General features: G+C 71.3%; 13 protein-coding genes and 1 pseudogene. 12 read left to right on the top strand and 2 right to left on the bottom strand.

The features are described 5' to 3' along the window. Positions 1–167 precede the first annotated feature (167 nt). The 10 genes and pseudogenes from ACFO0B_RS11985 (at position 168) to ACFO0B_RS11940 (ending at position 10,270) form a co-directional block, all read left to right on the top strand. A complete protein-coding gene (locus tag ACFO0B_RS11985; RefSeq protein WP_378612470.1) occupies positions 168–2,723 on the top strand; it encodes a serine/threonine-protein kinase in 2,556 nt (851 codons plus the stop codon). A 62-nt stretch (positions 2,724–2,785) separates the two neighbouring features. After that, on the top strand, positions 2,786–3,475 hold the full coding sequence (locus ACFO0B_RS11980) for an HAD family hydrolase (protein ID WP_378612469.1): 690 nt from the start codon (positions 2,786–2,788) through the stop codon (positions 3,473–3,475). 114 nt (positions 3,476–3,589) lie between these two features. After that, positions 3,590–4,453 (top strand): HalD/BesD family halogenase, encoded by an 864-nt coding sequence (locus ACFO0B_RS11975; RefSeq protein ID WP_378612468.1) that lies wholly within the window; start codon positions 3,590–3,592, stop codon positions 4,451–4,453. Between the two features lie 111 nt (positions 4,454–4,564). Next, entirely contained in the window at positions 4,565–5,308 is a 744-nt protein-coding gene (locus tag ACFO0B_RS11970; RefSeq protein WP_378612467.1) for a class I SAM-dependent methyltransferase, read from the top strand. Then, positions 5,305–7,125 carry a choline/carnitine O-acyltransferase gene (locus tag ACFO0B_RS11965; RefSeq protein WP_378612466.1) on the top strand — a complete coding sequence of 607 codons (1,821 nt, stop codon included), beginning with the start codon at positions 5,305–5,307 and terminating at the stop codon, positions 7,123–7,125. The genes ACFO0B_RS11970 and ACFO0B_RS11965 overlap by 4 nt, the downstream gene beginning before the upstream one ends. An 81-nt stretch (positions 7,126–7,206) precedes the next feature. Further along, a complete protein-coding gene (locus ACFO0B_RS11960) occupies positions 7,207–7,470 on the top strand; it encodes a phosphoribosyl-ATP diphosphatase (RefSeq protein ID WP_067659283.1) in 264 nt (87 codons plus the stop codon). 63 nt (positions 7,471–7,533) lie between these two features. Next, positions 7,534–8,385 carry an ATP phosphoribosyltransferase gene (gene hisG, locus ACFO0B_RS11955; RefSeq protein ID WP_378612465.1) on the top strand — a complete coding sequence of 284 codons (852 nt, stop codon included), beginning with the start codon at positions 7,534–7,536 and terminating at the stop codon, positions 8,383–8,385. Between the two features lie 102 nt (positions 8,386–8,487). Further along, entirely contained in the window at positions 8,488–8,616 is a 129-nt protein-coding gene (locus ACFO0B_RS11950) for a hypothetical protein (RefSeq protein WP_378612464.1), read from the top strand. A gap of 19 nt (positions 8,617–8,635) precedes the next feature. Further along, positions 8,636–9,394: pseudogene (locus tag ACFO0B_RS11945) on the top strand (YeiH family protein); the annotation flags it as partial. Positions 9,395–9,703: 309 nt separating this feature from the next. Then, positions 9,704–10,270 carry a TetR/AcrR family transcriptional regulator gene (locus ACFO0B_RS11940; protein ID WP_378612463.1) on the top strand — a complete coding sequence of 189 codons (567 nt, stop codon included), beginning with the start codon at positions 9,704–9,706 and terminating at the stop codon, positions 10,268–10,270. A gap of 25 nt (positions 10,271–10,295) precedes the next feature. On the opposite strand, the gene ACFO0B_RS11935 is transcribed toward ACFO0B_RS11940, so the two are convergent. Continuing rightward, entirely contained in the window at positions 10,296–11,165 is an 870-nt protein-coding gene (locus ACFO0B_RS11935; RefSeq protein WP_378612462.1) for a RecB family exonuclease, read from the bottom strand. A gap of 86 nt (positions 11,166–11,251) precedes the next feature. On the opposite strand from ACFO0B_RS11935, the gene ACFO0B_RS11930 reads away from it, so the two are divergent. Then, positions 11,252–12,085 (top strand): tRNA (adenine-N1)-methyltransferase, encoded by an 834-nt coding sequence (locus tag ACFO0B_RS11930; protein ID WP_378612461.1) that lies wholly within the window; start codon positions 11,252–11,254, stop codon positions 12,083–12,085. Positions 12,086–12,214: 129 nt separating this feature from the next. Here ACFO0B_RS11930 and ACFO0B_RS11925 read toward each other — a convergent pair whose 3' ends face one another. Beyond that, on the bottom strand, positions 12,215–12,718 hold the full coding sequence (locus ACFO0B_RS11925) for a hypothetical protein (RefSeq protein ID WP_378612460.1): 504 nt from the start codon (positions 12,716–12,718) through the stop codon (positions 12,215–12,217). A 209-nt stretch (positions 12,719–12,927) separates the two neighbouring features. On the opposite strand from ACFO0B_RS11925, the gene arc reads away from it, so the two are divergent. Then, positions 12,928–14,667 (top strand): proteasome ATPase (arc, locus tag ACFO0B_RS11920; RefSeq protein WP_378612459.1); only part of this gene is annotated, 1,740 nt, incomplete at its 3' end.

Below are 14,667 nucleotides of genomic sequence, written 5' to 3'. Positions count from 1 at the left end.
GGGTATGCCACTGTCGGACATCGCGCACCGGAGCGCTCGCCGTATGCCGCACCGGGTGGCATGCGGCCCGCCCGGAGTCGAAGCGGCTCGGGGCGTAGGATTTTCGCCGGGCTCCGGGGCTCGTGCGCCGAGTTGCGGTACTGCTCGGCGGGAAGGAGCACGATCAGATGACGTCGGACCGGTTGATCGCGGGACGGTATCGGCTCTCCGATCCGATCGGCACCGGCGCCATGGGCGTCGTGTGGAAGGCGACCGACGTCCGGCTGCAACGGACCGTCGCGGTGAAGCAGCTGCGGCTGGATCCGGGGCTCACGCCGTCGCAGCGGGTCGAGGCGCGGGCTCGGGCCATGCGCGAGGGGCGGATCGCCGCTCGGCTGCACCATCCGAACGCCATCACCGTCTTCGACGTGGCCGAGGAGGACGGGCGGCCGTGGCTCGTCATGGAGTTCATGGACGCGCCGAGTCTGGCCGCGCGGATCTCCGGTGGGCGCACGCTGCCGCCGATGGAGGTGGCGCGGATCGGGGCGCAGGCGGCTGCCGCGCTGGGCGCCGCGCACAAGGCCGGGATTCTGCATCGGGATGTGAAGCCGGGGAATCTGCTGGTCGGGGATGACGGCACGGTCAAGATCACGGACTTCGGGATCTCGCGGGCGGTCGGGGATGTGACCGTTACCGCGACCGGGTTTCTGGCGGGGACGCCCGCATATCTGGCGCCCGAGGTGGCGCGGGGAGAGGACGGGGAGCCCGCTTCCGACGTGTTCGCGCTCGGGTCGACGTTGTATGCGGCGGTGACCGGGAGTCCGCCGTTCGGCGAGGGGGACAATCCGCTCGCGGTGCTGCATGCCGTGGCGCGGGGGCATGTGCAGCCGCCGCAGCACGCGGGGGCGCTCGGGCCGGTGCTGATGCATCTGCTCGCGCCCACGCCCGAGGCGCGGCCGACCATGCTGGAGGCGGTCGCGGCGCTCGAAGGGGTCGCCGTGGGGCGGCCGGCCGGGTCTGCCCCGGTGCTGCCGCCCGGTGGGTATCCGCGTACCGCCGTGCTTGCCGGGCCGAGTGGGACCACCGTTCTGCCTGATCCCGGGCGGTTCGGTGGGCCGCAGCCCAACGATCCGCGCAGTGTTCCGCCGTCCGGGCCGCGGGTGAATGCTTTTCGGCCCGCATATGGGCCGGGGTCCGGTGCGCCGGGGGTGTACGGGCCGGGGAGCGGGCCGGTTGCTCCGGGGTCCGGGCCCGCCCGGGTGCCGCAGGGGCCGCCGAGTGGACCGGCCGGGGGTGGGTCGGCGCCGGGTGTTCGGCCGGACGGCGTTCCGGCCGGTGGTTTCGGCGCCGGCGGTTCGGCACCGGCCGCGGGCAGCGCAGCGGGTTCGACGCCCGCGAATTCGTCCGGCGCGGGCGATGCCGGGAGTTCGGCAGCCGGTACCGGAGGCGGAACGCCAGGAGCGGACGCCGCGCCGGGCTCCGGCAGGCGGGTCGAGTTGAGCAAGCGGCGGGATGCCTCGGTCGCAGCCGGTGTGGCGGGGGCGGGTGTCGTCGCGGTATCGAACTCCGGCGATGCCGGAAGCGCGGCCGCGGATTCGGGCGCGACCGATTCCGCGTCGCCGAGCGGTGACGCGAGCGGCGCCACGTCGAGCGGTGACGCGGCCGGGAGTGCCGATCCGGGATCCGGTGCGGCGGGTGCCGCTTCGGGTTCCGGCCCGACAGCGGGCCCCGCCGACGGCGTCGTCTCCGATTCCGGTGTGGCGGGAAAGTCTGCCGATGGCGTCGCCTCGGGTTCCGGTGTGGCGGGAAAGTCTGTCGACGGCGTCGCCTCGGGTTCCGGTGTGGCGGGAAAGTCTGTCGACGGCGTCGCCTCGGGTTCCGGTGTGGCGGGAAAGTCTGCCGACGGTGCCGCCGAGGGCTCCGGTGCGGCCGATGACTCCTCCGCAGCCGGCGATGTCCTCGCGGGCTCCGCCGCGGCGGGCAGCGCTGCGTCCGGCGGTAGCTCCGCCGATGCGGGCGCAGTAGGCCCGAGCGCGGCCGGGAGCGGCCCCTCGGCTTTCGGGAAAGGCCCGAACCCCGACCCCGCCACCACCGCGCTCCCGCCCGCCGCGGGCGACCCGCCCTACACCCCGGACTACGCCGCCTTCGCGGCCGCCGCGCGCCCGGCTCCCGTCACCCCGCTCGAGTACACCCCGCCCCGCCGCGACCCGGCGGCGGGCAAGCGGCTCCAGCTGACCGCGCTCGGCGCAATCGCCCTCGCGGTGATCGTCCTCGCAGGCGTGCTCATCGCACTGATCGCCAACGGCACCGGCGACGACGACCAGCAGGCGGTACCCCCACCGCCGAGCCCTTCCGCCGTGACCACGGAGGCTCCGGCCACCACCACGGAGGCCCCCGCCCCCGCCACCTCGAACGCCCCGGCCCCGCAGAACGGCCCGCCGACCCCGGAGCAGCAGGCCCAGTTCGTGCAGGGCTACTACGGCATGCTGCCGGGCGACATCAACGGCGCCTGGGCGCAGCTCTCCCCGGGGTACCAGGCGCAGACCGGCGGCTTCGGCGAATACTCGCAGTTCTGGTCGACGATCCGCGGGGTGCGGGTCGGCTCGGTCACCCCGACCGGCCCGGACACCGTGGTGGCGTCGCTGACCTACACCCTGGCCGGCGGTGGCACCAGCTCGGAGAGCCGCTGGTTCCGGGTGGCCAACGAGGGCGGCCGCTTCGTGATCGCCGGCTCCGGGCTCTGACCGGCACCGGTACGGCCGTCCCGATAGGCTGACCGGCGGCGGCACGAGAGAGGCGGACCACGATGACCCGACCGGCGGGTGTGCTCTGGGACATGGACGGCACCCTGCTCGACTCCGAGAAGCTGTGGGATGTCGCGGTCCGCGAGCTGGCCAGGGAGCACGGTCACGAGATGACCGACGAGATCAGGCACGCCCTGATCGGCGCCTCCGGGCCGAACGCGCTGCGCATCATGTTCACCGGCCTCGGCATCGAGCCGACGCGGCAGTCGCTGCGGGCGGCGGGTGAGTTCCTGGAGCGCCGCGTCACCGATCTCATGATCGGCCCGATCCCGTGGCGGCCGGGCGCGGTCGAGGCGCTGGCGATGATCGCCGCGGCCGGGGTGCCCGCCGCACTGGTCACCAACACCAAGCGGTCACTGACCGAACTCGCCTTGAATACGCTCGGCCGGGACAATTTCGCGGTCACCGTCTGCGGCGACGAGGTGCCGCACGGCAAACCGGAGCCGGACGTCTACCTGCGCGCCGCCGAACTCCTCGGCGCCGACCCGCGCGACTGCGTCGCCGTCGAAGACTCGGTGACCGGTTCCGCCGCGGCCGCCGCCGCCGGCTGCGCGGTCCTGGTCGTGCCCTGCGAGATCGCCGTTCCCGCCGCGCCCGGACTGGTTTTCCGGGAATCGCTGACCGGGCTCTCGATGGCCGATCTGACCGCGGTGCTCGGCGCCGCGGAACGTGAGCCCGCCGCCCGCCCCTAGCGAGAGTTACTGCGCGGCAACAGCAATATCCGCACGTCGGGGTTGTGACAGTAGTCACCGGGCGGCTCGGCGAATCCCGGGCGTGTTCCCCGCGCGCTGCCTCACAATATCGCCATGACGGTGATGGGGGTCCTCGACGAAATCGTCGATACCGCACGGTATCCGCTGGCAGATCCCGAGGGGGAGGGGTGGCGCGCCGCGGTCGGCACCGCTGCGGCCGAGCTCGCCGCCACCGGCTGCCACGTCCTGCGCGAGTTCGTCCGGCCGGAGCTGGTCGAGACGCTGCGCACGCAGGGCGCGGCCATCGCGCCGGACGCCTACTACAAGGTGGAGCGGGTCAACGCCTACAACATCCCGCTCGATTCCGAGCTGCCGCAGGATCATCCGGGCGCCATCGTGCTCGAGCGCGGCAATGCCTTCGTGCCGCGGGATCTGATCCCCGCCGACGCGCTGATCCACCGGCTGTACGTGAGCGAGGTCTTCCAGCGCTTCGTCGCCGACTGCTTCGGGCTGCCCGGGCTGCACGAGTTCGCCGACCCGCTGGCCGGGCTCTGCCTCAACGTGGTGGCGCCGGGGATGTCGCACCCGTGGCACTTCGACACCAACGAGTTCACCGTCAGCATGCTCACCCAGCCCGCCGAGGCGGGCGGCGTCTTCGAGTTCTGCCCGAACATCCGCAGCGCCGAGGCGGAGAACCTGGACGACGTCCGCGCCGTGCTCACCGGCACCGGCGACCACCCCGTGCGGAGGCTCGACCTGCGCCCCGGTGATCTGCAGCTCTTCCAGGGGCGCTTCTCCCTGCACCGCGTCTCCCCGGTTTCCGGCGCGGTGCAGCGGCATTCGGCGATCTTCGCCTACACCGACCGGCCCGGTGTGATCGGCACCGTGGAACGGACCCGGCAGCTTTTCGGCCGGGTGCTGCCGGACCATGTCGCCGCGGCGGCCTCCGCCGTCCGCGGTGACCGATTACTCGATTGATCCTGGCTCGACCGAGAGGAACGCACAGTGCCGGTACCCTTGCACACGACCGGGAAAGCCTCCTTCGACCACATCTACGATCGCCCCGATCCCCGTGCGTACTACCGGCGGATGTCGGAGCTGGGCTATTCGATCCCCGATTCGGCGGCACCCTTCTTCCAGCAGCAGCTCCGCGAGTACCGGGCCTCGGCCCGGGTCGCGGTGCCGACGGTGCTCGACATCGGCTGCTCCTACGGGGTGAACGCGGCGCTGCTGCGCTTCGGCACCAGCGTCGCCGAACTCGCCGGGAGCTACGCGGGCACCACCGACCGGGATTCCGCGCTCGCGCTGGACAAGGGCAGGGCCGAGGTGCCCGGCGTCGACGCCCGCTTCCTCGGGATCGACGCCTCGCGCCCCGCGCTGGAGTACGCCGCCGAGGCCGGGCTGCTCGACGAGGTGGTGCACGCCGACCTGGAGGCGGCCGATCCGGACGAGGACCAGCGCGAGGTGCTCGCCCGCGCCGACCTGGTGATCTCCACCGGGTGCATCGGTTACGTCACCGAGAAGACGCTGGTGCGGGTGGCCACCGCGCACCCGCGCCGCAGGCCGTGGATGGCACACTTCGTGCTGCGCATGTTCGACTACGGTCCCGTCGCCGCGGAGCTCGCGGCGCTGGGGTACCGCACCGAGCAGGTGCCCGGACTCCACGCACAGCGGCGCTTCGCCTCCGCCGACGAGCAGGCGCAGGTGTTGAAGACGCTGGCGGACAAGGGCATCGACACCACCGGGTACGAGGCCGACGGGTCGCTGTATGCGACCCTTCACCTCTCCCGACCGCTACCGGAACACTCCGCCGACCCCGAGGACAACTCGTGAGCCCACGAACCTTCGCCGCCGAGGACCAGCTGCCGAGGGTGCCGCTGCCGACCCTGGACGACAGCGCCGCCCGGTTCCTGGAGTGGAGCGCCCCGCTCCTCACCGCCGACGAGCGCGCTGCCACCGAGGCCGCCGTGGCCGACCTGCTGCGCCCGGACGGCCCCGGTCGCACCCTGCACGCCGCGCTCGCCGAGTACGACGCCACCCCCGGCGTCGGCAGCTGGCTCGACCTGTTCTGGCCCTCCCGCTACCTGGGCCGCCGCGACCGGATCGCGCTGAACGCGAACTTCTTCTTCCTGTTCCGCGACGACACCCCGCTCGCCGCCGCCACCTCGGCCGACCAGGCCGAGCGGGCCGCCGCCATCACGCTCGCCGCCGTCGACTACAAGCTCGCGCTCGACGCCGAGGAGATCCCGCCGGTCACCCAGCGCGGCAAGCAGCTCTCCATGTGGCAGAACAAGTACCTGTTCGCCGAGACCAGGATCCCGGGCGCGGAGCAGGACTCGGTGCGGGTGCCCTACTCCGACGAGTACCCCGGCCCCGCCACCGCGCGGCACATCCTGGTTTTCCACCGCGGCAATGCCTTCCGGCTCGACGTGATCGGCCCGGACGGCGCGCCCTACTCGGCCGAGGACATCACCGACGGGTTGCGCGCGGTGCTCAAGGCGGGCGCGAAGGCGGCCGCCACCGATACCGCTGTCGGGCACCTGACCACCAAGGCGCGTGCGGAGTGGGCCGCGAGCCGGGCCGAGCTGCTGGCCGACCCCGGCAATGCCGCGGCGATCGAGACCATCGAGTCGGCGCTCTTCGTTGTCGCGCTGGAGGACTTCGCCCCGCAGGACGAGCAGCAGGCCAGCGACCAGCTGCTGCACGGCGACAGCGGCAACCGGTACTTCGACAAGGCCGTCACCTTCGTCGTCTTCGCCGACGGCCAGGCCGGAATCAATGTCGAGCACTGCGGGCTGGACGGCACCACCGTGCTCTCCTTCGTCGACACCCTGCTCGGCACCCCGCTCGCCGAGCACGCCGAGCGTTCGGGGGCGCGCGGGCAGGGGCTGCCGCCGGTCGAGCCGATCGAGTTCACGCTGACCGCCGCGCAGCGCGCCGACATCGCGGCGGCCGCCGCCGATTTCGCCGCCTACGCCGCGGCGAACGCCACCCAGGTGGTCGCGTTCGACGACTTCGGCACCGAGGCGGCCAAGGCGCTGAAGATCAGCCCGGACGCGTTCGCGCAGCTCAGCTACCAGATCGCGCACCGGCGCAGCAAGGGCTTCACCGGCGCCACCTACGAGTCCATCGCGACGCGGCAGTGGCGCAACGGCCGCACCGAGGCCATGCGGGTGATCACCCCGGAGATGATCGCCTTCGTCGACGCCTTCGAGGACGGCGGCGCCTCCACCGAGGCCAAGCTGGCCGCCGCAAGGGCCGCCGCGGCGGCGCACGTGGAGCGGGCCAGGCAGTGCCAGGCCGGCGCCGCGCCCGAGCAGCACCTGTGGGAGCTGGAGTGGATCCAGCGCCGCCGGGGCGCCGAGCTCGGGGTCACCGAGCCGCTGCCGCTGTACACCAGCCCGGGCTGGCGGATCCTGCGCGACGACTACCTGAGCACCAGCTCGGCGCCGTCGGTGCACATCCGCCAGTTCGGTTTCGGCTCCACCAGCCCGACCTGCATCGGCGTCGCCTACGTGCTGCTGCCGGACCGCTGGAACCTCTACCTCGCCACCCCGCAGCCGGTGGCCGGGGAGATGCACGCCTTCGCGGAGCACCTCCGCACCGCCGTCGCGGACCTGCGCGAACTGCTGGCGACCGACGCGAGCTGAGCCGGGCCGGTGCCGCGGCGGGGTTCCCCGTCGCGGCACCGGAACGGAGCGCGACCACCCGGGTCTGAAAGAATGACCCGCGTGAAGAACTTCGAGGCCCTGTTCGCCGAGCTGCAGGACCGCGCCGCCACCCGCCCCGAGGGATCGGGAACCGTGGCCGCGCTGGACGCGGGCGTGCACACCCAGGGCAAGAAGGTGCTCGAGGAGGCGGGCGAGGTCTGGATCGCCGCCGAGCACGAGAGCGACGACGCCCTCGCCGAGGAGATCTCCCAGCTCCTGTACTGGGTACAGGTGCTGATGGTGGGCCGCGGGCTGACGCTGGACGACGTGTACCGACATCTGTGACGGCACTCCGCCGACACCCGTCGACCGTCGAGAGCACTCATCCCACCCCGAAAGGACCCCATCGTGCTGCGCGTCGCCGTACCCAACAAGGGCTCGCTCTCCGAATCCGCCTCCTCCATCCTCGCCGAGGCCGGATACCGCACCCGGACCGATTCCCGCGACCTGACCGTGCTGGACCCGGCCAACCAGGTCGAATTCTTCTTCCTCCGCCCCAAGGACATCGCCATCTACGTCGGCTCCGGTGAGCTCGACCTCGGCATCACCGGCCGCGACCTCGCCCTCGACTCCGGCGCGCCGGTGAAGGAGCGGCTCGCGCTCGGCTTCGGCCGCTCCAGCTTCCGCTACGCCGCGCCGCAGGGGCAGCAGTGGTCGGTCGAGCAACTGGCCGGCAAGCGGATCGCAACCTCCTATCCGAACCTGGTCCGGGCCGACCTGGCCGCACGCGGGCTGTCCGCCGAGGTCATCCGGCTGGACGGCGCGGTCGAGATCTCCATCCAGCTCGGCGTCGCCGACGCCATCGCCGACGTGGTCGGCTCCGGCCGCACGCTGCGCCAGCACAACCTGGTCGCGTTCGGTGAGTCGCTCTGCGATTCCGAGGGCGTGCTGGTCGAGCAGGCCGACTCCGGCGCCGCCGACCGGGCCCGCAACCAGCTGGTCGCCCGGATCCAGGGCGTGGTCTTCGCCCAGCAGTACCTCATGCTGGACTACGACTGCCCCAAGAAGCTGCTGGATCAGGCGGTGCTCATCACCCCCGGCCTGGAGTCGCCGACGGTCTCCCCGCTGGCCGACGCCGACTGGGTGGCGGTGCGCGCGCTGGTCCCGCGCAAGCAGGGCAACGACCTCATGGACCGGCTGGCCGAGCTGGGTGCGAAGGCGATCCTCGCCACCGACATCAGGTCCTGCCGAGCCTTCTGAGCGCGCTCGTCAAGGATTGCGTTCCGCGGAAAGGCAATCGGTGTGCGGGCGGGCGGGGCGTTGCTACGGTGCGCCCTGCCCGCTAGCACGAGGAGACCCGCCGTGTCGTCACCATCACCCCAGCCCGAGCGCCGCTTCCCGCTGAACGAGGACTGGCTCGCCACCATCGTCGGGCTGGTCCTGCTCGTCCTGATCCTGGCCGGCGCCGTCCCCGGATGGCTGGTGCCCTGATGAGCGATCCGGAGAAGCGGCGCTGCTGCTGATCACCGTCGTCTTCGGCTTCACCTGGTGGTTCGCCGGGCGGCTCGGCATCGACGACAAGCTGCGCGCGCTGCTCGCCTCCGCCGTCTCCATCTGCGGGGTGAGCGCCGCCATCGCGGCGGCGGGCGCGGTGCAGGCCAGGCGCGAGCAGATCGCCTACGCCGCCTCGCTGGTGATCCTCTTCGCGCTGCCCTCGATCTTCCTGCTGCCCTGGCTCGCCGATGTGTTCGGGCTCTCCGACGCGGTGGCCGGCGCCTGGATCGGCGGCAACATCGACACCACCGCCGCGGTCACCGCCTCCGGTGCGCTCGCGGGCGAGGAGGCGCTGCAGATCGCGACCATCGTGAAGACCACGCAGAACGCGCTGATCGGGCTGGTCGCCATCGCGCTCACCGCCTACTTCACGCTCCGGATCGAGCGCACCGACGGTGCGGCGAGGCCGAAGCCCGGCGAGTTCTGGGCGCGGTTGCCGAAGTTCGTGCTCGGCTTCATCGCGGCCTCGGTGATCGGCACCATCTACCTGCAGCAGGTCTCCGCGGCGACCGGCAGGGAGCACATCACGCTCGTCAACGACCTGCGCACCGACTTCCTGATCCTCGCCTTCGTCTCCATCGGGCTCGAATTCTCGGTGCCCGGGCTGCGCGAGGCGGGCCGCCGCCCGATCCTGGTCTTCGGCTCCGCGGTGCTCGTGAATCCCGTTGTCGGCCTGGGGCTGTCAATCCTGATGTTCCACGATTTCGAGGTCTGAGCCGTCCGGACCGGGATGTCCATGCGGTGAGCCGGGCGCCGAGTGGTTCAGTGGCGCTCGGCCAGCGCGACGCTCGGGCCTGCGTTGGCGCCGGCGGTCGTGCTCAGCAGGCCGAGAGGCCGGACGAACCCATGTGCGCGGCGGCACGAAAAAGCGGTGGAATACGCCGACGGCCCCGCTCTGCGGAAACATACGCTCAACGCGATCGACGCCCGCCACTGTCCTTCTCGTGCGGCCTCGCACCCATGAACCTCGGTCCGGCCGGATTCCCTCCTGCTACCGTTTTCCGTCGACTCCTGGGAGAGACGCATGTCGCAGTGGATGGACACTCGGGAGCTGATCCTCGAGGCCGTTGTGCGGATCATCGGGACCCACGGGGCGGCAGCGGTGACGAATCGGCGGATCGCCGCGGAGGCTGACGTGTCTCCAGGCACGCTCACCTATCACTTCGCGACGCAACGCGATCTGGTGCGGTCGGCGTTGGCTTCGTTCGTCGCCGACGAAGCCCTGCGCTTTCAGGAGGTGACCTGTCAACTCGCGGCGAGGAACCCGGACCTCGCCGCGGAGCAAACAACACTGGACGACATCGTCTCGAGCACCGGCGACAGCGCCGCCTGGTTCGAGTTCATCATCCAGGTCGCCCACCACCCCGAATTGCACGAAGCGACCGCCGGCTTCTTCGATACCTACGACGAACTGGCAGAGCAGGTGCTGCGCGCCGAGGGCGTCGCCGATGTCGAGAATGTCGCGCCGATTGCTGTTGGGCTACTCATCGGCTCACAGTTGCGGCGGCTGGCCACCGGCGGATCCGTCGATGACGTGAGTGCCGTGATGTCGCGGCTGACTCAGCTCCTGCACGGCACGGCAGGGATCTGACAGAGGTGGGGTCAGGCCGGCGTTCTCAATCCTTGATGTCCAGATCTGACATCGCGTCGGCGCGATGTAGCCCAGGGTACGGTGGCGGGGTGCCGCCGTACGCGGGGCAGAGCGGCTTGAAATCGCAGTAGGCGCAGAGCCATCCGGTGCTCGGCCGGAAATCGCCGGTCCGCACCGCCTCGGCGACCGCGCGCCAGAGCGCGGCGAGGGTGCGCTCGAAGCGCTCCAGCTCGGCGGCGTCGGGGGTGTAGGTGAGCACCTGCTCGTCGGCCAGGTAGATCAGCCGCAGCTCGGCCGGGACGATGCCGCGGGTGCGGAACATCATGAGCGCGTAGAACTTCAGCTGGAACAGCGCCCTTGTCTCCTGGGTGACCCCCGGCGCCTTCCCGGTCTTGTAGTCGACCACCCGCAGCGCGCCGTCCGGCCCGGCGTCGATCCGGTCGACGAAGCCGCGCAGCGGCACCCCGTCCGCGGACTCCGCCTCCAGCCGCAGCTCACAGGACTCCGGATCGAACGCGGTCGGATCCTCCAGCCGGTAGTAGCCGGCCAGCAGCGCCGCCACCTCCTCGGCGAAGGCCGGGAAATCCGCGTCCGAGATCAGCGCGCCCGCCTCCGGCCGCTCGGTGCGCACCCGCTCCCACGCCGCGGGCAGCAGCGCGCCGACGGCATCCGGAACCCGCTGCGCGGCGGGGAGTTCGAAGAGCCGCTCCAGGACCGCGTGCACGACGGTCCCGCGTACCGCCTGCCTGGACGGCGCCTCCGGGAGCCGATCGACCGCCCGGAAGCGGTACTTGAGCGGGCACTGCTTGAAATCGGCGGCGCGCGAGGGGGAGAGCGCGAGCCCGGCCGGCGCGGACGGCGGTCCGGCAGGGGGCGTGGTTACCGGCAGCGACATACCTGGCAGGCTATCCGGCGGTACCGACACCCCGCGGCCGCAGACCGCGCGGCGGGGGCCGGACAACGACCAGCGAACGGAGATCCATGACGGCCAGACGGACCGGGCCATTCACCATCGGGGACCGGGTGCAGCTGACCGACGCCAAGGGCAGGTTGCACACGGTGATCCTGGAACCGGGGAAGGAGTTCCACACCCACCGCGGCGCGATCAGCCACGACGACCTCATCGACGCGCCCGAGGGCAGCGTGGTGAACTCCACCAACGGCACGCCCTACCTGGCCCTGCGCCCGCTGCTGGTCGACTACGTGCTCTCCATGCCGCGCGGTGCCGCCGTCATCTACCCCAAGGACGCGGCGCAGATCGTGCACGAGGGCGACGTCTTCCCCGGCGCCCGCGTGCTGGAGGCCGGGGCGGGCTCGGGCGCGCTCACCTGCTCGCTGCTGCGCGCGGTCGGGCCGGAGGGCGAGGTGATCTCCTACGAGATCAGGGACGACCACGCCGAGCACGCGGTGCGCAATGTCGAGCGATTCTTCGGCGAACCTCCGGCGAACTGGTCGCTCACGATCGCCGACGTGGCGGCCTACGACGGCGAACCGGTGGACCGGGTGGTGCTGGACATGCTGGCGCCGTGGGACGCGCTGCCCGCGGTCTCCGGCGCGCTGGTGCCGGGCGGGGTGCTGATCGTCTACGTGGCGACCGTCACCCAGCTCTCCAAGGTGGTCGAGGCGCTGCGCGAGCAGCAGTGCTGGACCGAGCCGCGCTCCTGGGAGTCGCTGGTGCGGCCGTGGCACGTGGTCGGGCTCGCGGTGCGGCCGGAGCACCGGATGCAGGGGCACACCGCGTTCCTGGTCAGCGCGCGGCGGCTCGCGGAGGGCCAGGTGGCGCCCAAACCGCAGCGGCGGCCGTCGAAGGGCTGAATCGCATCCGCGAGAATCCCGTGTCGGAATCCGCCCGCCGGGGAACAATGGCAGCGTGGAAACGCAGGGTCGCGGTGCGGGTGGTGCCGGGTACGGGCTCCCGCCCGGTACCCGGCACCCGCGCGTCGATCAGGCGCAGGGGATCTGCGCGAAGCCGAGCAGCGTGCACGCCGTCGCATCCGACAGCTTCCAGGTACCGCCGTCGTTCTCCCAGGTGAGCGGGATGGCGGGGGCGGCGCCGTTGGGCGAGGTGATCACGGTCGGCGCGGTCGCTGTGTTGCCGGCCACAGTGACATCGGACACCGTGAAGGTGAGCTTGCCGTACCCGGCGAGCGCCTGGGTCAGCTGCTCGATGGCGGCGGCGCGCTTCGCGCCGTCCACCACCACCGCCGTCTTGTCGGCGGTCGGCGTGGCCGGATCGGCCAGCGTGTCCAGGGTGGCCTGCAGCTGCGCCGCGGTCGGCTGGGCGGCGTTGCCCGCCGCCTGCGAGCTGGACGCGGCCGCCGTCGAGGACGACGCAGCGGCGCTGCTCGCGACGGCACTGGTGCTCGAGGCGGCGGTCTCGGACGAGTCGTCCGAGCCGCAGCCGACGAGGCCGAGCGTAACGGCGACCGCCGCGGCGACGGTACCCACGGACACACGCAGTGCACGGGAAGGAAGGAGCATCTCGGCAACCTTTCGGTTTATCGGCGAGAGGACCCGCCGGGGTTTGTTAGGGCAGGCTAACATGGTGGATCGACGGCCGGTCGCAGCAGAGATGTGATCACGACGAAACCATGTCGGACAGCGAGAACGGTTCGCGCCCGGTAGCGTTGATAGACCGGGACTGGGAGGAGCAGCACATGAGCCCCATCGAGAATTCGGATTCGGCGGCCTGGAGAGAGCTCGAGGCGGTTCGTGCCGAGGCGGCTGCACTCCGCAGGCAACTCGCCGACTCGCCTGATCGCGGGCGCGAACTCGAGGCCCGCATCGATTCGCTCACGATTCGCAACACCAAGCTGATGGACACCCTCAAGGAGGCACGCCAGCAGCTGATCGCACTGCGCGAGGAGGTCGACCGGCTCGGTCAGCCGCCGAGCGGCTACGGCATCCTGATCGGCGCCTACGAGGACCAGACGGTCGACGTCTTCACCTCCGGCCGGAAGATGCGGCTGACCTGCTCGCCGAACATCGACACCGACACGCTCGAGTACGGCCAGACGGTCCGGCTGAACGAGGCGCTCACGGTCGTCGAGGCGGGCAACTTCGACGCCATCGGCGAGATCGGCACGCTCCGCGAGATCCTGGACGACGGCCGTCGCGCCCTCGTCGTCGGGCACGCCGACGAGGAGCGGGTGGTCTGGCTCTCCGGCCCGCTGAGCAAGCTCTCCGAGGCCGACGACCTGGACGACCCGGACTCCCCGATCCGCAGGCTGCGCCCCGGCGACTCGCTGCTCGTCGACACCAAGGCCGGGTTCGCCTTCGAGCGCGTCCCCAAGGCCGAGGTCGAGGATCTCGTGCTGGAGGAGGTGCCGGATGTCGACTACACCGACATCGGCGGCCTCGGCAGGCAGATCGAGCAGATCAGGGACGCGGTCGAGCTGCCCTTCCTGCACAAGGATCTGTTCCGCGAGTACGCGCTGCGCCCGCCGAAGGGCGTGCTGCTCTACGGCCCGCCCGGCTGTGGCAAGACGCTGATCGCCAAGGCGGTGGCGAACTCGCTGGCCAAGAAGATCGCCGAGGCCCGCGGTGAGGACGCCAAGGAGGCCAGGTCCTTCTTCCTCAACATCAAGGGCCCCGAACTGCTGAACAAGTTCGTCGGCGAGACCGAGCGGCACATCCGGATCATCTTCCAGCGGGCGCGCGAGAAGGCCTCCGAGGGCACCCCGGTGATCGTGTTCTTCGACGAGATGGACTCGATCTTCCGCACCCGCGGCTCCGGCGTCTCCTCGGACGTGGAGACCACCGTGGTCCCGCAGCTGCTCAGCGAGATCGACGGCGTGGAGGGGCTGGAGAACGTCATCGTGATCGGCGCCTCCAACCGCGAGGACATGATCGACCCCGCCATCCTGCGGCCGGGCCGGCTGGACGTGAAGATCAAGATCGAGCGGCCGGACGCGGAGTCCGCGCAGGACATCTTCTCCAAGTACCTGACCGACACGCTGCCGCTGCACGCCGACGACGTCGCCGAGTTCGGCGGCGACAAGACGCTCTGCATCCGCACCATGATCGAGCGGGTCGTCGACCGGATGTACGCGGAGAGCGAGGACAACCGCTTCCTCGAGGTCACCTACGCCAACGGTGACAAGGAGGTCCTGTACTTCAAGGACTTCAACTCCGGCGCCATGATCCAGAACATCGTGGACCGCTCCAAGAAGTACGCCATCAAGGCGGTGCTCGACACCGGCAACCCCGGGCTGCGCATCCAGCACCTCTACGATTCGATCGTGGACGAGTTCTCCGAGAACGAGGACCTGCCCAACACCACGAATCCGGACGACTGGGCGCGGATCTCCGGCAAGAAGGGTGAGCGGATCGTCTACATCCGCACGCTCGTGACCGGTAAGAACGCCAGTGCCAGCCGGGCCATCGACACCGAGTCG

Origin of the sequence: Nocardia jiangsuensis (genome assembly GCF_042650385.1) — a bacterium.
Classification (GTDB): domain Bacteria; phylum Actinomycetota; class Actinomycetes; order Mycobacteriales; family Mycobacteriaceae; genus Nocardia; species Nocardia jiangsuensis.
This window is presented reverse-complemented; position numbering and strand designations above follow the sequence as displayed.

Bases quoted from the DNA above. Each gene is read 5' to 3' on its own strand.
- ACFO0B_RS11980 (WP_378612469.1), top strand. From the start codon at position 2,786: ATGACCCGACCGGCGGGTGTGCTCTGGGACATGGACGGCACCCTGCTC.
- ACFO0B_RS11935 (WP_378612462.1), bottom strand. From the start codon at position 11,165: ATGTCGCTGCCGGTAACCACGCCCCCTGCCGGACCGCCGTCCGCGCCG.
- ACFO0B_RS11930 (WP_378612461.1), top strand. From the start codon at position 11,252: ATGACGGCCAGACGGACCGGGCCATTCACCATCGGGGACCGGGTGCAG.
- ACFO0B_RS11985 (WP_378612470.1), top strand. From the start codon at position 168: ATGACGTCGGACCGGTTGATCGCGGGACGGTATCGGCTCTCCGATCCG.
- ACFO0B_RS11975 (WP_378612468.1), top strand. From the start codon at position 3,590: ATGACGGTGATGGGGGTCCTCGACGAAATCGTCGATACCGCACGGTAT.
- ACFO0B_RS11940 (WP_378612463.1), top strand. From the start codon at position 9,704: ATGTCGCAGTGGATGGACACTCGGGAGCTGATCCTCGAGGCCGTTGTG.
- ACFO0B_RS11970 (WP_378612467.1), top strand. From the start codon at position 4,565: ATGTCGGAGCTGGGCTATTCGATCCCCGATTCGGCGGCACCCTTCTTC.